The sequence below is a fragment of the Mesorhizobium sp. C268A genome (assembly GCF_040324475.1).
In the GTDB taxonomy this organism is placed as follows: Bacteria; Pseudomonadota; Alphaproteobacteria; order Rhizobiales; family Rhizobiaceae; genus Mesorhizobium.
In genome coordinates this window covers 4038321-4061936 of sequence record NZ_JAMYVX010000001.1, presented here as the reverse complement: position 1 = coordinate 4061936, position 23616 = coordinate 4038321, and the positions used below count along the sequence as shown (strand labels likewise).

The window sequence follows — 23616 nt, the reverse complement described above, 5'->3', positions numbered from 1 at the left end:
CTTGCAATCAGCTTGACCTGCAATCTATGCAATCACGTCATCTGAGGGAGACGTCTACCATGAGCCTTTCCGCAACCATCGCTCCGCACCTGCCGTTCCTGCGCCGCTTTTCACGCGCCGTATCCGGATCGCAGGAGAGTGGCGATGCGCTGGTCGCCGCGATGCTCGAAGCCATCATCGCCGACGTCGACATCTTCCCGCAAGCGTCAAGCGACCGCATCGCGCTCTACAAGGTATTCGCCAAACTGTTCACCTCCATTGCCATCCGCGTTCCGCAGGAGCAGGCACAATCGGCATGGGAGCAGCGCGCCGCCGCCAATCTGAACGCCATTGCGCCACGGCCACGCCAGGCTTTCCTGCTGGTCGCGGTCGAAGGCTTCGGTGAAGACGAGGCAGCTGAAATTCTCGATGTCGACGCCAAGGAATTCTCCGAACTGCTTGCCCAGGCGAGCAACGAGATCTCTCGCCAGGTGGCGACCGATGTGCTGATCATCGAGGACGAGCCGCTGATCGCCATGGACATCGAGGAAATGGTCGAGAGCCTCGGCCACCACGTGGTCGGAACCGCGCGCACCCATACCGAGGCGGTGGCGATGTTCGGCAAGACAAGGCCGAAGATGGTGCTGGCCGACATTCAGCTTGCCGATGGCAGCTCGGGTATCGATGCGGTCAACGAAATCCTGTCGTCGACTTCGGTGCCGGTAATCTTCATCACCGCCTTCCCCGAACGTCTGCTGACCGGCGAGCGGCCTGAACCGGCCTTCCTCGTCACCAAGCCGTTCAATCCCGACATGGTCAAGGCGCTGATCAGCCAAGCGCTGTTCTTCGACCGGCAGGCCAAGGCCGCCGCGTGAAGTAGGGCCTTCAATCTCCAACTTTTCGCCGCCTCGCAGCGTTGCCGGCACTGGCGATCGCCTAGCCCGGCGATCGGCGGCTGCCCGTCGCTCCGTATGGGGCGCACGCGCGTGAATCAATTCGCATCCGGGCCACTTCCAAAGACCTTCTTTTTCGGCAAATGGTGGAACAAACAGCAATCACTCACGTTCTTGATTCAGTATCGGAAGGAGACAGATCATGCTCTACTGGGCGCTCGTATTTCTCGTCGTGGCGATCATCGCCGGCGCGCTTGGTTTCGGCGGCATCGCCGGTACCTCGGCCGGTATCGCGCAAATATTGTTCTTCATCTTTCTCGCCTTCCTCGTCATCTCGCTTCTGGCCGGCCTGTTCAGACGGGCATCGTAGGAGCGGGCGAACACTGGAAGCCGCACCCCTCAAACGGTTTCCAGCCACCGCCGGGCGATGTCCTCCAACGGGACATCGTCCGGCGGACCTTTTCTGGGGACCTACTCAGGAACTGAGTCCAAGTGAATCGTTCGGTCCTGATCAGGTGGACAGGTGATTGATGCGTTCCATTGGCGGAGGCGAGAGCGGACAGGGCGACGAGGTGATCGCACTGCACCCGGCTGAAAGCGGAATGCAGCTTGGCCGGGCCTTGCTTCACGCTCTGCACAATGCCGGCATTTCCGTCCTCTATCAGGATCGTGAATTGAAGACTGTATGGGCCCGCAACATGCGTGCGCCGTGGGTTTCCGACACAGCCGACAGCAACGGCGCGTTGCCACCGGCGCAAGCTGAGCAAATCGCCGCCGCCAAAAGCAATGTGATCGCTTCCGGCAATCCGGAACGCCTTGAACTGAGTGTTCCCACCGGTGATGGCATGCGCTGGTTCCAGGTATGGGTCGATGCCGATCGGGGCCATCGCGGCGACGTGCAGGGCGTCGTCACCACGATGGTGGAAACCACCGAGCAGAAACGCCGCGAACAGACGCTGAAGACGCTGTTGCGCGAAGTCAGCCACCGCTCCAAGAACCTGTTGGCCATCATCCAGAGTATTGCCACCCAGACCGGCCGCTATTCCGAGACACCCGACGATTTCCTGAAGCGCTTTCGCGGCCGCCTGCAGTCACTGGCTTCCTCCCAGGATCTGGTAACGTCGTCGAACTGGCGGGGTGCAGCACTTCGCGAGCTTATCCGCGGCCAGGTCGTTCGCTACGGCGCCGATCCCGCGCAGAGCCTGCGCTTCAATGGCGTCAACCCCTACCTCAATCCCAACGCCGCCATTCATATCGGACTGGCAATGCACGAACTCGCCGTCAATTCATTCAGCTACGGCGCCCTGGCGCGGCCGGACGGCTTTGTCGAGGTAACCGCCGATCTGTCGAACGTCGCAGAGGCCGCCGACAAGCCGGCTTTGTCGCTGACTTGGGTCGAGGCCATTGTCGCCAATGATAACAGACGCACCGAGAAACGCTTCGGCAGCGTTGCCCTCGAACGTGTCGTGCCGGCATCGCTGAACGGCACGGCGACGCTGGAGATCACCAGTGACCGCCTCGAATATCGCCTGGTGGTTCCGCACGGCAATTTCGAAACCGAATGAGCGGCGGGATTCCTTAACCGGCTGTTCACCATAAAATCCGATGCTGTGGTTCCCAGAGATTGCTGGATCTTGACCGATTCAACCGATGTTCGGCCGCGGCCTGCAACGCAAGTATGGGAGGAATGATCATGACGGTGGCCGATATGAACAGGCTGGAGCAGGCCGCGCGGGTCTCGATGAGCGGCTTTCAGGATCCTGATGCTTCAGCCTCGCCTTTGCAGCACGCCTGGCACCCCTTGCTTCGCTTCGCCGCTGTCGCGCTCGTCGCCGCTGTTGTGCTGATCGTGGCGTCGCAATTGGTCTGAGCCAGATGCTCAGGTTCACGCTGCTCCCAAGCAGCCTGGCTCAGAAACTGTCCAGCTCGTAGCCGACCAATTATTAACGCCCCTTTCGGCACAGGAACTTTGACGGCTGTGGACCGTTCTTATGGCGAGAGGACGTGTCGCCGTGGAACACATCGCCGCTTTGCTTCTGGTAATTGGCTGTTCGAACAACGTGACCGAATGCCGTGAACTGCCGGTGCCGGTCAGTGTTTTCGAAACCGCCGAAGCATGCACGGCAGAACGTCCATTCGCTGCCGGCGACGTGCAGGGTCAGGCCGAGCACGTCGTTGCCAAATGTCTTACGGTCGACCCCGCGCTGGAGGATGATTATGACCAGATCGTCTGGAACGTGCGCCCGGACGGCACCCTCGACGCGTCTTTGCAGATTTCCAGTGTCGTGGTCGCGTCGAACGCCACGCGCCGCGAAAAAGACTCTCTTAGCCAACAATAAGATCGAGCGGGCAAAGGCTGCTGTTTCGTGCTAAATAGCGGCTGGAGCTTACTAAAGTGAGGACAAAAGTGAGGAGAGATTCCATGCGGAAATTGATTATTGCCATGGTTGCGGTGGTCGCCGTCAGCGGCTGCAGCACGACCGAGCAGGATGTCGGTGTCGGCGCCGGTGTCGGTGCTTTGGCCGGCGGACTGATCGGCGGCGGCAAGGGTGCGCTGATCGGCGCAGCCGTTGGCGCCGGTTCCGGCCTGCTGGTGCGCAACCTGCGCAACGGCTATTGCCAGTATCGCGACAATCGCGGCCGGCTCTACACCGCTCGCTGCTGATCCGCTTCAAAAGCGTCAGACAATCGCGACGGAGACCGGTCAGCCGGTCTCCGTTTGTTTGACTGCATCAGGCTGCGGGATCCTGATTTCCACCGTAAGCCCATCGATGCGAAAATCTCGGGCAATCGTGCCGCGCAATTCGCGCGTGACATTGAGGTCGATCAGCTTGGTGCCGAAGCCGGTCTTCGCCGGCGCTTCGAGTTCCTTCTGCCCGGCCTCGCGCCAGTTCAGAACCAGCATCCGCTCGGACCCGCGCCCCTCGAACGACCAGTCGACCTTGAGCGCACCCACGGAATTGCCGGCCTCGCCATATTTCAGCGCATTCGTCGCCAGTTCGTGAAAGGTAAGGCCAAGCGCCTGCGTCGTCCTCTCGTCGAGCAGCACCTGAGGCCCTGACAATATCCCTTCCGGAAGCTCCTTGCCGAACACCTGGCCGAGCTCGATGCGCAGCAGGTCGCCAAGATCGGCCTTCTGCCAGCGCGAACGCGTCAGCATATCCTGGGAAGCCGCCATTGCCTGCAGGCGGGCCGAGAAGGAAGTTGAGAACTCCTTCACGTCGGTTGCTTGCGCTGCCGTCTGGCGCGCAATCGCCAGCACCCGCGTGATCGAATTCTTGATCCGATGCTTCATCTCCTGCAGCATCAAATCCTTTTCGAGCAGGCTTTTTTCCGTCGTTTCATGCAGCAGCGACTTGGCGTCGTAGGCGCGCTCCTGGTAGCGGGCCACCAACGCGATGGCGCCGGCCAGAAGCAGGCCGAACAGCCCGAGCATGACCGGAATGGCGCGCGAGGACGGTTGCGAAAATGCACTTGTCGGCCGAAACAGCACCGTCCACGGCCGACCGGCGACGATGATCTTGCGCGTCACCAACAGCCTGTCGCCAAAGCTCGCGGCCGGCGGCGTTTCGGACTGGAACAGAAGATTGTCGGCGTCCGCCGTGCCGTCATAGACTGCGGTGTTGACCGGCAGCAAAGGCGTGCGGCTGAGCGCGGTCTGGAACAGGTCGCGGGCGCGGAAGGCCGCGTAGAGAAGGCCTGATGTCGATGATCTGGACGCATTGATACCATCCGGCGCGGTTTCTACATTGAGCCTGACGAAGACCAGGAAGCCGGTAAAGGTCTGCGCCGCGCCAGTATCCTGGCCGAGCTGGACCAGACCGCTTGCGTGCTGTGCGTCATCGGCCAGCGCTTTTTCGATCGCCTCGCGCCGCACCGGCTCGGTGAACATGTCGTAGCCGATGGTGGATTCGTTGGCAGGGTCGAGCGGCTCGAACAGCACGACGGGCGTGCGCCATGGCTGTGTCGTGTCCGGATAGACCGTGTGGGCGGCGCCGCGGTCGCGCAACATGTCGCGCTCGACCGCCGCTTCGTCACCGGTCTTGGCCAGCCTGAGATAGCCGATGCCGCGCAGGCCGGCGAAATTGTTATCGACATCGAGGGCGCTGAAGAAGGCCTTGAATTCGCTACCTGAAATCTCGCCATTGCGGGCGTCGAACAGCGCCTGCGTCGAGCGCAGCAGTGACAGATGCAGATCGATACGGCTTTCGATGCGGTTGAGCGCGTCGTCGGCCGTCGCCTCGAACTTGATGCGCGCCGCTTCCTGGGTCGCGAAATAGGCGAAGCCCGCCATCGTCAGGCTGATCAGTGCAACGGCAATGAAGGCAAGGATCGGGAAAAACTTCTTCAACGCAGGCCCATGGACGGTTCGCGACCTTTATGGGCAAGTCGCCGCGGCAAGACAATGGCGCGGCCAAGCCATAATGACAGCTGGCATATCATGCATATTTAGCCGGCTTATCGATCTCGAGCATCAGTGAACATGACAGCTGACGATAGCGTGGTCTCAGGCCGCGATCTTCAGCGCACCCGGACCGGGAATGGCGCCGGGCGGGCACTTTCCCAGGATGATCATGCCGAGCACTTCGTCCTGGGTCACATCGGTGGTGCGCGCGGTGCCGACGACCTGGCCGTTCTTCATTACGCAGACTCGGTCGGCAAGCTCGAACACGTCGTGAATGTCGTGGCTGATCAGGAAAATGCCGATGCCGTCGGCCTTGAGCTGCTTGACCAGTTCGCCGACCTGCGCCGTCTCCTGCGGCCCAAGCGCGGCCGTCGGTTCGTCCATGATCAGGATGCGGGCGTTGAACAGGATGGCGCGTGCGATCGCCACCGACTGGCGCTGGCCGCCCGAGAGCTTGATTACCGGCTCCTTGAACCGCTGGAAGCGCGGATTGAGCCGGCCCATCACCTTGCGCGCCTCGGCCTCCATGGCGACATCGTCGAGTGTCCCCCACGCGGTCATCAGTTCGCGGCCGAGGAAGAGGTTGGCGGCAGCGTCGACATTGTCGGCCAGCGCAAGCGTCTGGTAGATCGTTTCGATGCCGTATTTCTTGGCGTCGCGCGGATTGGAGATCGAGGCCTCCTGGCCGTTGACCAAGATCTGGCCGGCATCGCGCTTGTAGGCGCCCGACAGGATCTTGATCAGCGTCGACTTACCGGCGCCGTTGTGGCCAAGCAGCGCCACCACTTCGCCCGGGAAAAGATCGATGGACGCATCGTCGACGGCGCGAATGCCACCGAACGCGATCGAGATGTTGCGCATGTCGATCAGTGGCGTACCGGTGGGAGCAGTTTTTTCCATAATCGTTCCTCCCTAGACGCGCTTGCGGTAGACGGTGTCGAGCCAGACGGCGATGACCAGGACAGCGCCAACGACAATGCTCTGCAGCGGCGAGTCGATGCCGAGCAGCACCATGCCGGATTGCAGCGACTGCATCAGTAGCGCGCCGAGCATGGCGCCCATCACCGTTCCGGCGCCGCCCGCGAGCGACGTGCCGCCGATGACAGCGGCCGCGATCACCAAAAGCTCGTCCAGTGTGCCCAGCGCATTGGTTGACGCATTGAGACGGGCCGACGAGATCGCCGCGCTGATTGCAGCCAGCACACCCATGATCATGAACACCTTCATGGTCACCCAGCGCGTGTTGATGCCGGCGAGTTCCGCTGCCTCCGGATTGCCCCCGATGGCGAAGACATAGCGGCCGAAACGCGTGCGCTTGGTGATGAACGTCATGATGATGCCGACAATCACCGCCATCAGCACCGGTATGGCGATGCCATGCGCGATGAACAGCCCGCCTTCGGGAACGGTGATGCCGTTCTGCTGTGCGTACAGGCGCACGATGCCGATCGGCCATGGATAGGAATTGGCGATCCACACGGCGCCGAGGATGGCCGCGCAAGCGACCACGCCAAGCAAGGTCTCGGCCCAGACGGGGCGCAGTGGAAAGCTGAAGCGCTTGCGCTGCGAGCGACCGTTGAGCAGCGCGAAGGCGACCGCCGCGCAGGCGACGATGCCGACCATCCAGCTGGCAGCGGCGCCAATCGAGCCGCGTGGTCCGCCGCCCATCAGCTGGAAGGTGGCGTCGAGTGGCGCGACCGTGCGCCCGCTGGTGATGAGCCATGCCATGCCGCGCCAGACCAGCAGGCCACCAAGCGTCACGATGAAGGCCGGAACCTGCATATAGGCGATGATGAAGCCCTGGAACGCGCCGATCAGCAGACCAAGCACCACGCCGGCGGCAAGCGCGACGATCCAGAGCCAGGGGTTTCCAAGCTGGAAGCCGATGACGCGAATGAGGAATTCGGCCTGTGCTACGCCCATGATCATGCCGATCACGCCTTCGACGGAGCCCACCGAAAGGTCGATGTTGCGCATGACGATGACCAGTACCATGCCGGTCGCCATGATCGCGACCGAGGACGTCTGCACCGACAGGTTCCAAAGATTGCGCGGCGTCAGGAAAAGCCCACCCGACAGGATATGTATGCCGACCCAGATGACCAGCAGCGCGCCGACCATGCCGAGCATGCGCGTGTCGAGCTCGGTCGCTTTCAGGAACCGGGCGACCGCGCCGAGTTCAGACGCTCGTGCCGTATCGGCCTGCGGATTTGAGGTCGTGTCGGTCATGATGTCCTCCAGCGGCTTGCCGTCTGGCGCGGATGCCGGACCACAGCCTAGAAGTTTGCCGCCGATGGCGGAAACACACAATTCTCGTAGAGAAAACGCCGCGGCTTGACAGCCGCGGCGCCTCATTTCTTCAAGTCGTCGAGATCAGTTGCAAGCCGCGACGCTGCCGGCGGCGACGCCTGTGCAGACTTCGTCCTTCTTGATCCAGCCGGCGTCGATGACGACGTTGAGGTTGTCCTTGGTGATCGCGACGGGGGTCAGGAACAGCGACTTGACGGTGTTGCCGCCAGGCGTGGTGAAGTCCTTGGCGCCGGCAATGTCGCCCGTCTTCTTGCCATCGGCAAGCTGCGAGGCGATCTCGGCGGCGTTCTTGCCGAGTTCGCGCGCGTCCTTCCACACCGACACCGTCTGCGTGCCGAGTGCGATGCGGTTCAGAGCGGCATGGTCGCCGTCCTGGCCCGAGACCGGAACCGTTCCTGCAAGGCCCTGCGCCGTCAGCGCGGCGACAACGCCGCCGGCTGTGCCGTCATTCGCCGCAACCACGGCATCGACCTTGTTGTCATTGGCGGTCAGGAACTGTTCCATGTTCTTTTGCGCGTTGGCCGGCAGCCAGCCATCGGTATAGGCCTCGCCGACATTCTTGATCTTGCCCGAGTCGATGGCTTCCTTGAGCACTTCCATCGAGCCCGAGAACAGGAAATCGGCATTCGGATCCGAGCCAGAGCCCTTGATGAAGACATAGTTGCCTTCGGGCTTCGCCTTGAACACTTCGCGGGCCTGCATGCGGCCGACTTCCTTGTTGTCGAAGGTCAGGTAGAAGACGTCCTTGTTCTCGATCAGGCGGTCATAGCCGACGACCGGAATGCCTTCGTCCAGCGCCTTCTGCACCGCCGGGCCGATGGCCGAGGCGTCCTGCGCCAGGATGATCAGCGAGTTGGCGCCCTGCGAGATCAGGCTTTCGACGTCGGTCAGCTGCTTGCCGGGATTGGACTGCGCGTCGGCGGAAATGTACTTGTCGCCGGCAGCCTCGATCGCCGTTTTCATCGCCGCCTCGTCGGTCTTCCAGCGCTCTTCCTGGAAGTTCGACCACGACACGCCGATGACCTTGTCCTTCGCCTGCGCGACCGACATCAGCGCCAGCGACATGGCGACACCCGCCAGCATGGCGGCTGCAAATCTGTTCATCATAATCCTCCCTGCGCCGCGTGCGGCGCGACAAAACTGGCCCGAGGGCCGGCACACAGAGGCCCTATTTTTTCGAGCCTCGAAAAAATACTGGTTCAATGATAAGGCGCTGTCAACATCGATGCTGATGGATTCTGATGGCCTTGCCGATTTTTTTCGAGGTCCGCAATAAACAATGACAGGGCTGCCGGCGTCTGCCAATATTTGGCTGGTGCCGTCGAACGCCTTCACTATCATGAGGCGCGAGGAGGCCGGGAGGAAAACAAATGTCGGTTGGGATCCGCCACGACGATCTGCGCCGTCGCAACCGTGCGATGGTGATTTCGGCCGTGCGCCGGGCCGGCCAGCCGTCGCGGACCGAGATTGCGGCGACCACCGGCCTCAGCCATTCGACGATATCGGCAATCTCGTCTGATCTAATTCAAGAAGGCATCCTGATTGAAGGCAAGCCTGGCGAGACCGGCTCGCTGAAACGCGGCCGGCCGCAGGTCGGCCTTGGCCTCAACCCGGAAGCGGCGGCGGTCATGACCGTGGTGCTGTCGCTGAACTTCCTCTCCGTCACCGTCATCGACTATGCCGGCCAGGTGGTCGCGGAAGAACAGCGCCGGCTCGACACGCTGACCATGCCGCGCGACGAGCTGATCGGCGAATGCGTAGCAATCGTCGGGCGGCGTCTCGCGGACCCGGACCTCGATGTCCAGAGCATCGCCCGCATTGCCATGGGCATCCAGGGCATCACCGATTCGCAGGCGCGGGCCATGCTGTGGTCGCCAATCACGCCACTGACCGACATTGCCTTCGCCGACATGTTGGAAGCGGAATTCGGCATTCCTGCCACCATGGAGAACGACTGCAATATGATGGCGGTGGCCCTGCAATGGCGCCAGCCCGAGCGCTACCGCGACAATTTCATCGCGATCCTCTTGTCGCACGGCATCGGCATGGGGCTGGTGCTGAAAGGCGAACTGTTCACCGGCACCCATTCCTCGGGCGGCGAGTTCGGCCACATGATCCACCGTCCGGGCGGCGCGCTCTGCCGCTGCGGGCGGCGCGGCTGCGTGGAAGCCTATGCCGGAAACTACGCCATCTGGCGCAGCGCCAAAATGATGGGCGAGGATGCCGAGCCGGTCGATATCGGCGACGCTGATATGCGGGCGCTGGCCGCTCGTGCGCGAGAGACGGACGGACCGGAGCGCGAAGCCTATCGCAGGGCCGGTGAGGCGCTCGGCTTCGGCCTCGGCAGCCTGTTTGCGCTGATCGACCCGGCCCCCGTCGCCATGGTCGGCGTCAGCGCCGCCGCGTTCGACCTGATCGAACCGGCATTGCGCGAAGCGATCGCCCAGACCGCCGGCGGCCAGCACTCGAAGTCGATCTCCTTCGACACCGAGCCCAACGAGCTGCCGCTGATCCGCGAAGGCTGTGCCACGCGCGCGCTCGGCTTCGTCGACCAGGAGATTTTTGCGCCGGGTATTCAGCCCAAATCCGGCAAGCATGTCGCGTGAATGGCCGGCAACGGCGCGACGCGCAGGATCCTAGTCTTCCCTGATCGCGTAGCCGGCGCCGCGAATGGTACGGATGACATCCGGCATGCGGCCGTTGTTGACGGCCTTGCGCAGCCGCCCGACATGCACGTCGACGGTTCGCTCGTCTATATAGATCGTCTCGCCCCAGACATTGTCGAGCAGTTGGCTGCGCGAGAACACGCGGCCGGGATGGCGCATCATGAATTCGAGCAGCCGGAACTCGGTCGGTCCGAGCCTGATCTCGCTCTTCTTGCGGTAGACACGGTGCGACTCGCGGTCGAGCACGATGTCGCCGACCTTGAGCACGCTGGACAGCACTTCCGGCTTGGCCCGGCGCAGCAGCGCCTTCACGCGCGCCATGAACTCCGGCGTCGAGAATGGCTTGACCAGATAGTCGTCGGCGCCGGTGGACAGGCCGCGCACGCGATCGCTTTCCTCACCGCGCGCGGTCAGCATGATGATCGGCAGCCGCTCGGTTTCGGGCCGCACTCTAAGCCGCCGGCAGAGCTCGATGCCGGAAACAGCGGGCACCATCCAGTCGAGCACCAGGAGATCGGGCACGTTTTCCTGCAGGCGGATCTCGGCCTCGTCGCCGCGTGTCACCACCTCGACTTGATAGCCTTCGGATTCGAGGTTGTAGCGGAGGAGCACGCCTAGCGGCTCCTCGTCCTCCACGACCATGATGCGTGGCGCGATCATAGGCAGTTCACCCTCATCAGGCCGGCGTGGCCATCGCCGTCTCGTCCTGCTTCGGACGATTGGCGGGCAATTGCTGGCCGGTCAGCACATAATACGCATTTTCGGCGATGTTGGTGACATGATCGCCGATGCGCTCAAGATTCTTGGCGCAGAACAAGAGATGCGTGCAGGCGGTGATGTTGCGAGGGTCTTCCATCATGTAGGTCAAGAGCTCACGAAACACGGACGTGTATTTGACGTCGATGCGCTCGTCGTCATTCCTGAGTTTTGCAAGCGCTGCCGCATCGGTGGCGGCATATTCCTCGACGACGCCTTGCACCTGGATCAGCACCAGTTGCGCCATGGCATCGATGGAGTGCGAGAGGTCGCGCGGCGTGACGCTCAAGCCCACGGTGCCGACGCGTTTGGCGATGTTCTTGGCGAGATCGCCGATGCGCTCGAGGTCGCCGGCCATGCGGATCGAGCCGACCACGGCGCGCAGATCGTTGGCCATCGGCTGGCGCTTGGCGATCAGCGTGATGGCGCGGTCGTCCAGTTCGCGCTGGCGCGCATCCATGATGGCGTCGTCGGAAACGACACGCTGTGCCAGCGCATTGTCCGAATTGAGCAGCGCCCTGGTCGAGCCGCTGACCATCGAGCCGGCCAGATCGCCCATGTCGCGGATCAGCTTGCTGATCTGCCCGAGCTCTTCATCGAAGGAGGCGACGGTATGTTCACCCATGATCTTGGTCCTCGTGCCTGAAAATTCACCCGCCGGACGGCTCAGCCGAAGCGGCCGGTAATGTAGTCTTGGGTGCGCTTGTCGTCGGGGTTGGTGAACATCTTGTCGGTGGCGCCCTCCTCGACGAGATAGCCGAGATGGAACATCGCTGTACGCTGCGACACGCGCGCCGCCTGCTGCATCGAGTGGGTGACGATGACGATCGTGTAGTTCTGGCGCAGTTCGTCGATCAGCTCCTCGACACGGGCGGTGGCGATCGGATCGAGCGCCGAGCAGGGCTCGTCCATCAGGATCACCTCCGGCGACACGGCGATGGCGCGCGCGATGCACAGGCGCTGCTGCTGGCCGCCGGACAGGCCGGTGCCGGGCTCCTGCAGGCGGTCCTTGACCTCGTTCCAGATCGCAGCCTTCTTAAGGCTCTGCTCGACGATCTGGTCCATGTCGGACTTGCGCTTGGCCAGCCCATGGATGCGCGGGCCGTAGGCGACGTTCTCGTAGATCGACTTCGGGAACGGGTTGGGTTTCTGGAACACCATGCCGACGCGGGCGCGCAGTTCGACGACATCGATGTTCTTGTCGTAGATGTCGTCTTCATCGAGCGTGATCTTGCCGGTCACCCGCGCCGAATCGATGGTGTCGTTCATGCGGTTGAGGCAGCGCAGGAAGGTCGACTTGCCGCAGCCGGACGGGCCGATCAGCGCCGTCACCTGGTTCTGTCGGACGTCGAGATTGACGTCGAACAACGCCTGCTTCTCGCCGTAGAAGACGCCGACCTTGTCGCCGCGCATCTTGATGACTTCGTTCGACTTGGCGTTCATTTTGTCGCCCACTGCATTCTCAAGGGACTGTTCGGTCATGATGTTCATACCAAATTGCCTTTTTTCTACCAGCGCCGCTCGAACCGGCGCCGGAGCACGATCGCGGTGATGTTCATGGCCATGAGGAAGACGAGCAGGATGATGATGGCGCCGGACATGCGCTCGACAAAAGCGCGCTCAGCCTCGTTTGCCCACATATAGATCTGCACCGGCAGCGCGGTCGCCGGATCGAAAGGCGTCGCCGGATAATCGGCGACGAAAGCGACCATGCCGATCAAGAGCAGCGGTGCTGTCTCGCCGAGCGCACGCGCCAGGCCGATGATGGTGCCGGTAAGGATGCCTGGGGCGGCAAGCGGCAGGATGTGGTGGAACACCATCTGCATCTTGGAGGCGCCGAGGCCGAGTGCCGCCGAGCGGATCGACGGCGGCACCGCGGCGAGGGCGGCGCGCGTGGCGATGATTATGGTCGGCAATGTCATCAAGGTCAGCACCAGGCCGCCGACGAAGGAAGCCGAGCGCGGCATGCCGAGGAAGTTGATGAACACGGCAAGGCCAAGCAGACCGAAGACGATCGACGGCACCGCCGCGAGATTGTTGATGTTGACTTCGATCAGGTCCGTAAAGCGGTTCTTCTTGGCGAATTCCTCGAGATAGATCGAGGCGGCGACGCCGATCGGCAGCGCCAGCAAAAGCACGATCACCATCATGTAGAACGACCCGATGATGGCCACGCCCATGCCCGACGTCTCGGGCCGGCTGGAGGCGCCATAGCTGAACAGGCCGGTGTTGAAATGCTCGGCCATCGCGCCTTCGGCTTTGAGCTTGTTCATCCAGTCGATCTGCTGGTTGGACACCTTGCGGCGCGCTTCATCGACGCCGAGGTCGATCTGGCCCTTGAAGGCCGAGTCGAGATTGGCGGCGGCCAGGATGTCGACGTCACGCGTCGTGCCGATCACCGACGGATCGGCGGAGACGATGTCGCGCAGCTGGACGCGGGCGCCTTCCGACAGGAAGCCCTTGAGCTTCAGCATCATCGGCTTGTTGGCCGGATCGATGCCGAGCTTGGCCACCAGCGCGTTTTCGGCGAGCTTGGGATAGTTCGCCTTGATCAGCACATTCGGGTCTGTGGCACGCTTGTTCGAGGGGTCGATGACCTTCTCATCGAAGGTGATCGGAAGCGTCACCGTCGTCTGCCAGAAGGCGGTGTAGCCTTTCGAGACGATGGTGATCAACATGATGGCCAGGAACGCCAGGCCCACCGAGATCGCAATCACGCCATAGATGCGGAACCGGCGTTCGGCGGCATAGCGCGCCTTCAGCCCGATGTCGCGGCGCGGACGCGCGACGGCACCCGCCATCGTGTCCAGGGGGATGTCGGTCATTCGTACTGCTCCCGGTACTTGCGCACAATGTAGAGGGCGACGATGTTCATCACCAGCGTCAGCGCGAACAGCGTCAGGCCGAGCGCGAAGGCGACCAGCGTCTGCGGCGAGTTGAACTCGAGATCGCCGGTCAGCTGGTTGACGATCTTGACAGTGATGGTCGTCATCGCCTCGAACGGATTGGCCGTCAGATTGGCGGCGACGCCCGCCGCCAGCACGACGATCATCGTCTCGCCGATGGCGCGCGACGCCGTCAACAGGATGGCGCCGACGATGCCGGGCAGTGCCGCCGGCAGGATCACCCGCTTGATCGTCTCGGAGCGCGTGGCGCCGAGGCCGAGCGAGCCGTCACGCATTGCGCGCGGCACCGCGGTGATGATGTCGTCGGACAAAGAGGACACGACCGGGATCAGCATGACGCCCATCACCAGGCCGGCGGTGAAGATGCTCTGGCCCTGGATGAAGGGCGAGCCGCCGGTGAGTGCCGCCGACAGGTCGCGCAAGAACGGTCCGAGCGTGACCACGGCGAAGATGCCGTAGACGATGGTCGGGATGCCGGCCAGCAGTTCAAGCGCGGGCTTGACCACCGACCGGACGCTGCGCGAGGCGTATTCGGACATGTAGACCGCCGACATCAGCCCGACCGGCACTGCGACCAGAAGCGCGACGGCGGCGATGTAGAGCGTGCCGGCGAGTAGCGGGATCAGGCCGAACTGACCCTGGCTGCCGCCGGAACCGGCGGCGGCGAAACGCGGATCCCACACCGTGCCGAAGAAGAAGCTCATCGGCGATACGCTTTCGAAGAAGGTGATCGTCTGGAACAGCATCGACAGCACGATGCCGACCGTGGTCAGGATGGCGATGGTCGAGGCCGCAAGCAGCCCCCACAGCATCAACTTCTCGACATTGTTGCGCGCCCTGGCGCGCGGCGCGATCTGCCTCAGCGCATAGAAGGCGCCGGCGATCGACAGAGCGAAGGTCAGCACGGCGCCGAACAGGCCGAGCCGGTCCTGGACCTGGTTCGCCTCGACCGCGATCGGGATCATATAGTCCTGGGTGTCGCTGGCCAGTGCCACGCCCTTGGCGGCGAGCAGCGGCTGCAATTCGGCGAAAGTAGCGGGAAGTGCGGTATCGCCATCGAGCCGACGCAGGCCCTTGGCCAGGCTCTTCACCAGGCTGGCGTCGAGCGCTTCGCTGGCGACCTTTGTGTCGGCGGTGCGCTCGGGCAAAGCGGCATGGATATGCCGGTCGAGATAGAAGGAAGAGCCGATATCCCAGACGGCGAGCAAAAGGACGGCAGGCAGGACCGCGAGCAGAAAGGCCCACCAGCCATGATAATGCGCGCGCGAATGCGGCTTGACCTTGCCGGTATCCTGCGCCGCTGCGCGCTGGCGGCCGACCACAAAAGCGACCACGCCTATGGCAATGACTATGGCGAGTACGAGCAAGGACGACATCACCCACCCCAGGGAAAATTCAGATCGCCGCCGCCGTTGCGGCAAGCGGCGAAATCAGGGCGCGGATTTGGTCCGCGCCCTGATCCGGTCGGTCGATTACATTGTCTTTCCGGCGGCGAAGGCGTCGCGCTGGCCCTGACGTTCGGCGTCGGGAGCGGAAACCAGGCCGTACTGGGCGAGCGGGCTTTCCGGGCCGATCATCTGGTCATCAAGGAAGAACTCGACATATTCCTTGAGGCCGGGAACGACGCCCAGATGCGCCTTCTTGACGTAGAAGAACAACGGCCGCGACACGGGGTACGTGCCATCGGCGATGGTCTGCGTCGAAGGCACGATGCCTTCCACGGTGGCGACCTTCAGCTTGTCGGCATTGTTCTCGTAGAAGGCGAGGCCGAACACGCCAACGCCGGTCTTGTTGGAGTCGATGCGGGCCAGCGTCTCGGTGTAGTCGCCATCGATGTCGACAGCCTTGCCGTCCTTGCGGATGGCGATGCAGGTCTTGCCGATTTCCTTGTCGTCGGCGATGCCGGCAGCCTTCAAAGCGGCCTTGTCGCAGCCGGCGTCGAGCAGCTTGGTCTCGAACACTTCACGGGTGCCGTGCTTCTCACCCGGGATATAGGCGGCGATATCCCAGTCGGGCAGCTTCGGATTCACCTGGTTCCACTTGGTGTTCGGGTTTTCGACCAGCTTGCCGTCGACCACCAGCTTGGCGGCGAGCGCCTTGTAGATGTCGGCGGGAACCAGCGCCCAGTCCGGACCCTTGATGTCGGTGGCAAAGACGATGCCGTCATAGCCGATGCGGACTTCCTGGACGTCCTTGACGCCGGCGTCGGCGCAGGACTTCAGCTCGTCCTTCTTGATCGGGCGCGAGGAGTTGGCGATGTCGATCGTGTCTTCGCCGACGCCCTTGCAGAACTCCTTGATGCCGGCGCCGCTGCCGCCGGACTCGACCACCGGGGTCTTGAAGTTGGTGAAGGTTTCGCCGAACTGCTCGGCGACGATCTTGGCGTAAGGCAGCACGGTCGACGAACCGGCGACCTGGATCTGGTCACGCGCAGCGGCGACACCGGACGATGCGGCGAACGCTACCGCCACGGCCGATGCCGTAACGAGGAATTTCTTCATGTGGCCTGCTCCTGTTCGGAAGATGGTCTCTTGGCGCCCTCTTCAAACCGGCGCCCGCTGAGGCCAATAGCCTTCGATTATTACAGTCGCATGACAGTTTCGTGTCAGCCCGGTAACGTCGCACAGACGTCTTGTGGGCCGCCCCCTTTAAGCCGGTTTGTGGGAATGGAAGTTGCCGCTGGAATCAGACGCTTGCGCGATCCGTGCTGGCATCAAGTCCCGGCACACCGCAGGCCGCGATGCCGAGAAAGAAAAACCGGACGGGAGCGCGTTGCCCGTGGCCAGAGCGAATCTTGGCCGAGCCATCGCCAAAAACAGGTCCGTTGGGGTAGATTCGACGCTGTTTCTTGTCGGCGGTCGCTTGCTCCCGCCCGTAACTGAATGAGCGGTTTCGTTGCGACCATTGTCCTGACTGGGCGCCAGCTTTGATATGGTGCGATCGCACCATATCCTTGGCTGTTGCGGCGCGGCCGAATCCCGGCCGGCGCCGCAGGTTGCTATCCAGCGTCTCGTTGGGCTTCGCTTGATATGCCGACCCAGCGCTCGACCTTTTCGAGCAGCGCCCTGGGGCTGATCGGCTTGGGCAAATAGTCATCCATGCCGGCTTCCAGGCAGCGCTCACGGTCGCCCTTCAAAGCATGCGCGGTGACGCCGACGATCGGGATATGCATACCCGTATGTTCTTCAAGCCGGCGAATTGCGGCGGTGGCCTCGAGCCCATTCATCTCCGGCATCGAGACGTCCATCAGGATCATACGCGGATTGAGCCTGCCGAAGGCGTCGAGCGCCTTGCGGCCGTTGCCGACAATTTCGAAACTATAACCGGTCTCGCCGATTATCTGGGTGAACACCATCTGGTTCACCTCATTGTCCTCGGCAACGAGGATGTCGAGCCGGCTTTCATCCCCGGCGGCCCGGGCGCGGGCGCGAACCGGCGGCGGTTGCAGCAAGGCGCGTTCCGATGCAGCGAGCGGCGGCTTTGCCGGTGACGGTCCGTTCCTGTCGTTGCCGGACCCGCTGCTTGCCGCCGGGAGCACGCGGCTCCCCGTGATATTGTGATGGTGGCGCTGGATGGTAGCGACCAGCGTTTCCAGAAGCACCGAGGAACGCGCCGGCTTGATCAGCTGGGCGTCGATGCCGAGATCGCGATAGCTGGTGTTGGCGAGCGACTGGTCGACCGAAGTCAGCATGATGATCGGCGTGTCGGCCAGCCCTGCGGTGCTGCGCACGACGCGCGCCATTTCGGCGCCGCTCATCCCCGGCATCTGATAATCGAGCACGACGCAGTCGACCGGCACGCCGTAGGCAGCCGCGGCGACCAGCACCTTGAGCCCTTCGGGTCCGCTTTCGGCGGCGCAGGAATCGAAGGTCCATGACGCCATCTGCTCGCTCAGGATCGATCGGTTGACGGCATTGTCGTCGACGATCAGCACCCGTGAGCCGGTCACGTCGACCGGCATGATCCGCCGTCCGGTCCGTTCCTCGGCCCTGGGCAATGTCACGGTGAACCAGAAGGTCGAGCCCTTGCCTTCGGCGCTCTCGACACCGATCTCGCCGCCCATCAACTCGACCAGCCGCGAGGTGATGGCGAGCCCGAGCCCTGTGCCTTCGTGGCGTCTGGTCGACGAGGTGTCGGCCTGACTGAATTTTTCGAAGACGAGCTTCAGTTTCTGCTGCGGAATGCCGATGCCGGTATCGGTGACCGAAACGGTCAGCTTTGTCCCCGTCGGCCCCCTTTGTCCCGTCACGTCGACCAGCACGTGGCCTTCGTCGGTAAACTTCACCGCGTTGCCGACCAGATTGGTGACGATCTGCCTGATGCGACCGACATCGCCGACGAACAGGCTTCCCAGGCCCGGCTCGACGCGCACGATGAGCTCGAGGTCCTTCTCCTTGGCGCGGGTCGATATCAGCGTCGCCACATCCTCGATCGCTTCGGGCAGGTTGAAGGGCGCAGGGTCGAGCACCAGCTGTCCGGCATCGATCTTGGAGAAGTCCAGTATGTCGTTGATGATGGTCAAGAGCGCGTTACCCGATTTGACGATGATGTCGGTGAACGTCTTCTGCTTGGGATCGAGGTCGGATTTGGCCAGCAACTCGGCCATGCCGAGTACGCCGTTCATCGGCGTGCGGATTTCGTGGCTCATATTGGCCAGGAATTCCGACTTGGCGCGGTCGGCCAACACGGCGCGCTGCCGCGCCTCGCGCAGTTCGGCCTCGCGCAGCTTCAGTTCGGTGATGTCGGTGGTCGACCCAATCAGATAGAGCGAACCGTCGGACGCGATCATCGCGCCCTTGCGGGCGAACTGGTGGCGCACGCTGCCGTCGGCAAGCGTCACCGTTTCCTCGATCTCCTGTGTATCGCCTGTGCGCAGCACGGCGAGATCGCTGTTGACGAAGGCTTCGCCGTCCTCGCCGAAAATCTCGATGTCCGTCTTGCCGATCGCGTCTTCCCTGCGGAGGCCGGTGAGGTCGCACCAGCCCTTGTTGACGTAGAACTGCCTGAGGTCGGAGCGCTTGGCGTAGATCGACACCGGCACGTTGTCGATGAGATTGCGGAACACCTCGTTCTCGCGCATGCTCTCTTCCAGCGCCTGCTCGCGCGCCTTGACGTCGGTGATGTCGGTGCTGGAGCCGACAAGGTGCACCGACCCATCGAGCGCCACCAGCCGGCTCTTGCGCGTCATCAATTGCCGCACCGTGCCGTCGCGATGGGTAACGGGCTCCTCGATCTCGCGGCCGCGCCCGGTGACGACGACCTCGGTGTCGTCATGGGTGTAGGTTTCGGCGTCGTCGATGCCGAAAAGCTGGAGATCGGTCCGGCCGATGACCTCCTCCTTGGGGATGCCGGTCAGCGCGCACCAGGCTTTGTTGACGAATTCCATGCTCAGATCCTGCGCCTTGATGAAGGCGGCGACCGGCAGTTCGTCCATGACGTGGCGGAACAGGTCGATCTGGCGCATGCTTTCCTGCAGCGCCTTTTCGCGGCTCTTGATCTCCGAGATGTCGACGCGCACGCCGATAAAGGTGCCGTCCTCGGTGCGCATATCGTAGACCTGATACCAGCGGCCGTCCGCATTGAGGCGCTCATAGGACGAGTTGGGCAGGCGATAGCGGGCGAGGATGGCATTGAGCCAGACATCGAGGTCGCCTTCATAGAGCCTGTCGATTTCTGGATCGCCGCTCGATCGGAAATAGCCGACCGAATGTCCAAGTTCCAGGGCCGCGCGGAAGCTGCGGCCAGGCTGCCATGCCGGTTTCAGCTCCGGCAGCGTGTCCTGCAGCTTGCGGTTTGCAAAGACGAACTTGTCGTCGCGGTCATAGATGATGACGGCCGCCGGCAGCGACTCCAGCACCGTGGTGAGGTTCTTGCGGGCGTCTTCGGCTTCGGTCTCGCGGCGCTTCATGTCGGAGATGTCGAACAGGAAACCGGCGACATAGTTGCGGCCGCTGGGCATGCCGACGCGGTTCTTGCGCACGATGCGCGAGCGGCTGGCGCCCTCGGCGTCGAAAGTCTCCTCGACCTCGTAGGGCGTGCCGGTCGCCAGCACGGCGCGTTCGCTGTCTTCGAACTGCGCGGCGTCCTTTTGCTTGAGGAAGTCGCCGCCGGGCCTGCCCAGCATCGCTTGCGGGCTCTGTCCGAACAGTGCCGAAAACGCCTCATTGACGAAGACGAAACGCAGATTGTCGTCCTTGACGAAGATCGGGTCCTTGACGCCGTTGATCACCGCCTCGGCCAGCCGCGATTTCTCCAGCGCATGGGCGAGTTCAGCCTCGCGATCCTTCATGTTGGTGACGTCGACATAGGAGATCAGCCTTTTGCCGCCGGCGAGCGGCGCCAGCGATGCAATCAGCGTACGGCCGTCATTGCGTGGCAGTTGCCTGGAGCCCACCAGGCCGGCCGAGATTTCTGCTTCGCGCTCGGCGATGTGGTCCTGCCATTCCGCATCGTCAGCACCGTACGGGTCCATATCGCGGCTGGCCTGCATCAGTTCGCGGAAGCCGCAGCCGATCCTGGCGCGTCGGGGATCGATTTCCCAGAAATCATAGAAGGCGCGGTTGATCACCTCCGCCCGCATGTCCGCATCAAGGACGAGCACGCCGATCGGCATCTGGTCGACCATCGTGCGAAGATTGGCGAAGGTCTCCGTGATTTTGGCGTTGGCACTCTCGATCTCTGCGTCGCGACGCTTGAGCTCGGAGACGTCGTAGTAGGTCAACAGCCGCTTGCCGCCGGACAATGCCGTCACCGAGAACATCATCGTCCTGCCGTTGGCATGGAGAAATTCGCGTGGCGCAACCGAGCCGGCGCTGATCTCCTCGATGCGGGTGGCTAGGTAGTGCTGCCACTGCTGTTCATCGAGATCGCCGTAGATGCCGTTGCGGCGGTTGAGTTCCATCAACAGACTGAACGGCGCGCCGACAGTGACGGCGCCATCAGGAATCCTGGAGAGCTCGCGATAGGCCTTGTTGACGATGAGTGTGCCGAGCTTTTCGTCAAGCAGCACGACGCCCATATGCATGGCATCCATCGTCCGCTCGAGATCGGCGAGGTGCTGCGTGGCCTCCCCGGCCGGCGGATCGCTCTCGTCCTGCCGCAGTTCGTCCAGCGCACCGGCCAGTGCCGTGACGTTGCGGCCGATGCCGCGATAGCCGATGAATTCGCCTTCGCCGTCGAACCGCGGGGAACCGGTGATCGAAACCCAGCGGCAACCGGGACGGCCGCCCTTCAACTCATAAACAAAGTCGCGAAACGGCCGATGCGCCTGCAGATCCTCCAGATGCGCGGCGGCGTGTCGATTGCCGTGCACCATCTGCTTGAGGAAATCGAAGCGGAAACGGCCAAGAATGCTGGCGGGATCGATGCCGGTGGCGGCCTGGTAGTTCTCCGAAAGCCAGGAAAAGCGCAGCTCGGCGTCGGTCTCCCAGACCCAGTCGGCGCCGGCCTCGACCAGTTCGCGCAGCGCTTCGGGCGAACCCCCGACGGACGTATCCTCGCCGTTCACCACCCCTTTTCGGGAACCGCGTCCGCCGCGTGTTCCAACAGTCCCGTCAGCCATCCCGTTCCCACCCCGAAAGCCAAGGCCGAACCCCCTCAGCGGTTCGCCGGCGGAATTTGCCCGAGAAGCATTAATGATCCGCTAACCATAACCAATCCAGACTGCGGCCAGAGCCACATTGCCCTGCGGTATTCCGCCGGTTGTCGGCGGAACCCCGGCCGGGCTATAAGTCGGCGGGGGTGTTGCTGATGACGGGTTGGATCGTGCCTTGTTTCCTGTGCCTGGCGCTGCTTGCGGGCAGCGGCTGCGCACGCAGCTATGACGGCACGGTGGTGATCCCGAAGCCGCTCGATATCAGGCGGGTCTGGGATCGCGATCCGTCGCAGACTGAGGCCAGCCGGATGCAGGCGGCAGCCGGTGTGTTTCCGACGCCGCCGCCGCAGGAGCCCTACCGGCCCGCGGCACGCAGGCACACAACACAAATAGCCGCGCCAAGGCGGCACGTCAGGTCCAGCCCTCCCAGCATGGCTTCCGAACCGGCCAATCCGCTCACCTGCAAGAATGTCAGCGAACCCGGCAAACGCTACAGGATGGTTTGCGAATAGCTGGTACTAGAGCAATTCCAGGAAAAGTGTGAAACGGTTTTCCGTCCGGAATTGCGTAAAACAAAGACATAGAGCGGTTCGCCGTTTCGGTGAAACGGTGAAACGCTCTAGGCGCAGGTTACTCCGCCGGGAAGAAAGCCGGCCCGACCACCCTGACCGGCCGCGAGCCGGCCAATGGCTCGACCGACTGTCGCTGGGCGGCGCCCCTGGCCTCTGCAGCGTCTGCGCCAGGCTGGGGAATTTGCGCCACGGTGCCAAGATCCGGCTTCGCTGACGGCAAAGGAATGATCGCGTTGGCCATATTGGCTGGCGTCACCGTGCGCGCTCTCAGCTCGGCAACGCGCTGGTGATAGCGCTTGAGGTCGCAGGCCCTGAAGTTCGCATCATTGCGATATTTGAAGGCCGTCGGCAGGTCCTTGTAGGATGTGCGCGTATCGAGCGCGACCATCTTTTCGGTTTCAAGGCTTGGGTCCCTGAGCGTGTACAGGTCGACGCCGGCATCGTCGCAGATGTAGCGGCACTGGTCGACCATCTCCTTGACATCGCCGCCTTGCACGAACTGCGATTTCGGCGCCGGGAAGAAATAGCCGTCGGAGAGACGAACGCAAAACAGCATCGAATTGCTGCCGATCATGGCGCCAGCCGGACGCTGTCTTTGTTGCCCGGCGGCGGGCGTGCAGCCGAGCGCGACGAGCCTGGCCTGCAGTCCGGACGTATCCCGGCGCGAAATCGCGGCGCCGGCGATCTGGCGTTGCACCTGTGTGCGGCTTTTGGCGAGGTCGGCGCAAGCATTGAAGAAGCCCCCCACCGCACTTTGCGCCGTGCACCGGCGTTGCCTCTCCAGCCCCTGGATCGCCGCAAGCTGGCGACGCAGCTGCGCAAGCTCGGGGCTGATCCCGCCGCTGCGGCCGGACGGTGCCAGCTGGCTCCTGAGCGCGGCGCATGGATCGGCAAGGGAAGCCGAAATGCCGAGGACGCTTGCCGCTACCGACACCAGTGCAAAGGTCACGACAAGCCACAAACGCATCATCGGCGACACCTGGTCCTTGTACCCCTGTGGAGCCGATCGCCGCTCCAGCCGATTGAGCCTCAATGCGTGAGGCAAGTCTAATTCAAGAGACGCCAGCAACCGCCAGGTATTTTATGCCAAGTGTATTATGCCGGTTCCTGTAAATTCGCTATTACACTTTTGTTTCAAGATTGAGACGTAGCCAGGCTCGGGCGACCCAGGCCGCCGCAATCATCGATCCCGCGTTATCGGCCCTTGCGGATGAAACCTTTCTCCGGTGTCTCGCGTTGTGTCGGGCAAAGGAGACCGAAGATGTCTATTCACTTCACTGTCTCTGGCCTGACCAGGAACCTGTTCCACTCGCTGGGGCTGGACCATGAGCGGGCGCCGAGAGCGCTCGATCCCGAACAGAGCCTGCTGCTGGAATGCTATCTGGCCGGACAGATTCCGGAATCCGCCTGGGCCGACTACGTCTTCGAGACGCCGGAACTGCAGCGGCATGTCGATATCAGACGCCCGCACAACTGATCAGAGCAATTTCAGCAAAAGTGTGAGCCGTTTTTCCGGGAAAAGCGCGTAGCGCTTT

Annotated in this window: 21 protein-coding genes; 9 read left to right on the top strand and 12 right to left on the bottom strand. The window is 62.8% G+C overall.

The features are described from left to right. The first annotated feature begins 59 nt into the window (after positions 1-59). The 6 genes from NKL06_RS19825 (at position 60) to NKL06_RS19800 (ending at position 3537) form a co-directional block, all read left to right on the top strand. On the top strand, positions 60-854 hold the full coding sequence (locus NKL06_RS19825; RefSeq protein ID WP_023670097.1) for a response regulator: 795 nt from the start codon (positions 60-62) through the stop codon (positions 852-854). Between the two features lie 220 nt (positions 855-1074). Beyond that, positions 1075-1242, top strand: a complete 168-nt coding sequence (locus tag NKL06_RS19820) for a DUF1328 domain-containing protein (protein ID WP_023670098.1) — start codon at positions 1075-1077, stop codon at positions 1240-1242. Between the two features lie 160 nt (positions 1243-1402). Continuing rightward, complete coding sequence (locus NKL06_RS19815) at positions 1403-2437, top strand: sensor histidine kinase (protein WP_023670099.1); 1035 nt, start codon at positions 1403-1405, stop codon at positions 2435-2437. 128 nt (positions 2438-2565) lie between these two features. After that, positions 2566-2742: a hypothetical protein gene (locus NKL06_RS19810; protein ID WP_023693685.1), complete on the top strand. Its 177-nt coding sequence runs from the start codon at positions 2566-2568 to the stop codon at positions 2740-2742. Positions 2743-2884: 142 nt separating this feature from the next. Continuing rightward, entirely contained in the window at positions 2885-3211 is a 327-nt protein-coding gene (locus NKL06_RS19805; protein WP_023693684.1) for a hypothetical protein, read from the top strand. Between the two features lie 83 nt (positions 3212-3294). Continuing rightward, positions 3295-3537, top strand: a complete 243-nt coding sequence (locus NKL06_RS19800) for a YMGG-like glycine zipper-containing protein (RefSeq protein ID WP_023670102.1) — start codon at positions 3295-3297, stop codon at positions 3535-3537. A gap of 39 nt (positions 3538-3576) precedes the next feature. Here the strand turns inward: NKL06_RS19800 and NKL06_RS19795 are convergent, their stop codons facing one another. The 4 genes from NKL06_RS19795 to xylF all read right to left on the bottom strand — a co-directional run bounded on the left by NKL06_RS19795 (position 3577) and on the right by xylF (position 8691). Further along, on the bottom strand, positions 3577-5223 hold the full coding sequence (locus NKL06_RS19795; RefSeq protein WP_023693683.1) for a CHASE domain-containing protein: 1647 nt from the start codon (positions 5221-5223) through the stop codon (positions 3577-3579). Positions 5224-5379: 156 nt separating this feature from the next. Beyond that, positions 5380-6177 (bottom strand): ATP-binding cassette domain-containing protein, encoded by a 798-nt coding sequence (locus tag NKL06_RS19790; protein WP_023693682.1) that lies wholly within the window; start codon positions 6175-6177, stop codon positions 5380-5382. Positions 6178-6189: 12 nt separating this feature from the next. Next, a complete protein-coding gene (locus NKL06_RS19785; protein ID WP_023693681.1) occupies positions 6190-7506 on the bottom strand; it encodes a sugar ABC transporter permease in 1317 nt (438 codons plus the stop codon). A gap of 144 nt (positions 7507-7650) precedes the next feature. Next, on the bottom strand, positions 7651-8691 hold the full coding sequence (gene xylF / locus NKL06_RS19780) for a D-xylose ABC transporter substrate-binding protein (protein ID WP_023683968.1): 1041 nt from the start codon (positions 8689-8691) through the stop codon (positions 7651-7653). A gap of 266 nt (positions 8692-8957) precedes the next feature. Between xylF and NKL06_RS19775 the strand changes: the two genes are divergently transcribed. Beyond that, positions 8958-10193 carry an ROK family protein gene (locus NKL06_RS19775; protein WP_023807897.1) on the top strand — a complete coding sequence of 412 codons (1236 nt, stop codon included), beginning with the start codon at positions 8958-8960 and terminating at the stop codon, positions 10191-10193. A gap of 30 nt (positions 10194-10223) precedes the next feature. Here NKL06_RS19775 and phoB read toward each other — a convergent pair whose 3' ends face one another. The 7 genes from phoB to NKL06_RS19740 form a co-directional block, all read right to left on the bottom strand. Then, the gene (gene phoB, locus NKL06_RS19770) at positions 10224-10913 is read right to left on the bottom strand and encodes a phosphate regulon transcriptional regulator PhoB (protein ID WP_023822590.1); all 690 of its coding nucleotides are present in this window, start codon (positions 10911-10913) and stop codon (positions 10224-10226) included. A 16-nt stretch (positions 10914-10929) separates the two neighbouring features. Further along, entirely contained in the window at positions 10930-11634 is a 705-nt protein-coding gene (phoU, locus tag NKL06_RS19765; protein ID WP_023670109.1) for a phosphate signaling complex protein PhoU, read from the bottom strand. Between the two features lie 41 nt (positions 11635-11675). Beyond that, entirely contained in the window at positions 11676-12500 is an 825-nt protein-coding gene (gene pstB, locus NKL06_RS19760) for a phosphate ABC transporter ATP-binding protein PstB (RefSeq protein WP_023670110.1), read from the bottom strand. 17 nt (positions 12501-12517) lie between these two features. Further along, positions 12518-13834: a phosphate ABC transporter permease PstA gene (gene pstA / locus NKL06_RS19755; protein WP_023693680.1), complete on the bottom strand. Its 1317-nt coding sequence runs from the start codon at positions 13832-13834 to the stop codon at positions 12518-12520. Continuing rightward, the gene (gene pstC, locus NKL06_RS19750; RefSeq protein ID WP_023693679.1) at positions 13831-15291 is read right to left on the bottom strand and encodes a phosphate ABC transporter permease subunit PstC; all 1461 of its coding nucleotides are present in this window, start codon (positions 15289-15291) and stop codon (positions 13831-13833) included. The genes pstA and pstC overlap by 4 nt, the downstream gene beginning before the upstream one ends. Positions 15292-15387: 96 nt before the next feature. Beyond that, positions 15388-16416, bottom strand: coding sequence for a substrate-binding domain-containing protein (locus tag NKL06_RS19745; RefSeq protein WP_023693678.1), 1029 nt, complete (start codon positions 16414-16416; stop codon positions 15388-15390). A gap of 497 nt (positions 16417-16913) precedes the next feature. After that, positions 16914-21476: a PAS domain-containing protein gene (locus NKL06_RS19740; RefSeq protein ID WP_196814123.1), complete on the bottom strand. Its 4563-nt coding sequence runs from the start codon at positions 21474-21476 to the stop codon at positions 16914-16916. A 188-nt stretch (positions 21477-21664) separates the two neighbouring features. Between NKL06_RS19740 and NKL06_RS19735 the strand changes: the two genes are divergently transcribed. Continuing rightward, positions 21665-22021: a hypothetical protein gene (locus NKL06_RS19735; RefSeq protein ID WP_023693676.1), complete on the top strand. Its 357-nt coding sequence runs from the start codon at positions 21665-21667 to the stop codon at positions 22019-22021. A gap of 118 nt (positions 22022-22139) precedes the next feature. Here the strand turns inward: NKL06_RS19735 and NKL06_RS19730 are convergent, their stop codons facing one another. Next, positions 22140-23051 carry a DUF2865 domain-containing protein gene (locus NKL06_RS19730; RefSeq protein ID WP_023693675.1) on the bottom strand — a complete coding sequence of 304 codons (912 nt, stop codon included), beginning with the start codon at positions 23049-23051 and terminating at the stop codon, positions 22140-22142. 291 nt (positions 23052-23342) lie between these two features. On the opposite strand from NKL06_RS19730, the gene NKL06_RS19725 reads away from it, so the two are divergent. Next, positions 23343-23558, top strand: coding sequence for a hypothetical protein (locus NKL06_RS19725; RefSeq protein ID WP_023690098.1), 216 nt, complete (start codon positions 23343-23345; stop codon positions 23556-23558). The last annotated feature ends 58 nt before the right edge of the window (positions 23559-23616 follow it).

Coding starts and splice junctions, on each gene's coding strand:
- NKL06_RS19825 (WP_023670097.1), top strand. CDS start 60: ATGAGCCTTTCCGCAACCATCGCTCCGCACCTGCCGTTCCTGCGCCGC.
- NKL06_RS19820 (WP_023670098.1), top strand. CDS start 1,075: ATGCTCTACTGGGCGCTCGTATTTCTCGTCGTGGCGATCATCGCCGGC.
- NKL06_RS19815 (WP_023670099.1), top strand. CDS start 1,403: ATGCGTTCCATTGGCGGAGGCGAGAGCGGACAGGGCGACGAGGTGATC.
- NKL06_RS19810 (WP_023693685.1), top strand. CDS start 2,566: ATGACGGTGGCCGATATGAACAGGCTGGAGCAGGCCGCGCGGGTCTCG.
- NKL06_RS19800 (WP_023670102.1), top strand. CDS start 3,295: ATGCGGAAATTGATTATTGCCATGGTTGCGGTGGTCGCCGTCAGCGGC.
- NKL06_RS19790 (WP_023693682.1), bottom strand. CDS start 6,177: ATGGAAAAAACTGCTCCCACCGGTACGCCACTGATCGACATGCGCAAC.
- NKL06_RS19785 (WP_023693681.1), bottom strand. CDS start 7,506: ATGACCGACACGACCTCAAATCCGCAGGCCGATACGGCACGAGCGTCT.
- xylF (WP_023683968.1), bottom strand. CDS start 8,691: ATGAACAGATTTGCAGCCGCCATGCTGGCGGGTGTCGCCATGTCGCTG.
- NKL06_RS19775 (WP_023807897.1), top strand. CDS start 8,958: ATGTCGGTTGGGATCCGCCACGACGATCTGCGCCGTCGCAACCGTGCG.
- phoB (WP_023822590.1), bottom strand. CDS start 10,913: ATGATCGCGCCACGCATCATGGTCGTGGAGGACGAGGAGCCGCTAGGC.
- phoU (WP_023670109.1), bottom strand. CDS start 11,634: ATGGGTGAACATACCGTCGCCTCCTTCGATGAAGAGCTCGGGCAGATC.
- pstB (WP_023670110.1), bottom strand. CDS start 12,500: ATGAACATCATGACCGAACAGTCCCTTGAGAATGCAGTGGGCGACAAA.
- pstA (WP_023693680.1), bottom strand. CDS start 13,834: ATGACCGACATCCCCCTGGACACGATGGCGGGTGCCGTCGCGCGTCCG.
- pstC (WP_023693679.1), bottom strand. CDS start 15,291: ATGTCGTCCTTGCTCGTACTCGCCATAGTCATTGCCATAGGCGTGGTC.
- NKL06_RS19745 (WP_023693678.1), bottom strand. CDS start 16,416: ATGAAGAAATTCCTCGTTACGGCATCGGCCGTGGCGGTAGCGTTCGCC.
- NKL06_RS19740 (WP_196814123.1), bottom strand. CDS start 21,476: ATGGCTGACGGGACTGTTGGAACACGCGGCGGACGCGGTTCCCGAAAA.
- NKL06_RS19735 (WP_023693676.1), top strand. CDS start 21,665: ATGACGGGTTGGATCGTGCCTTGTTTCCTGTGCCTGGCGCTGCTTGCG.
- NKL06_RS19730 (WP_023693675.1), bottom strand. CDS start 23,051: ATGATGCGTTTGTGGCTTGTCGTGACCTTTGCACTGGTGTCGGTAGCG.
- NKL06_RS19725 (WP_023690098.1), top strand. CDS start 23,343: ATGTCTATTCACTTCACTGTCTCTGGCCTGACCAGGAACCTGTTCCAC.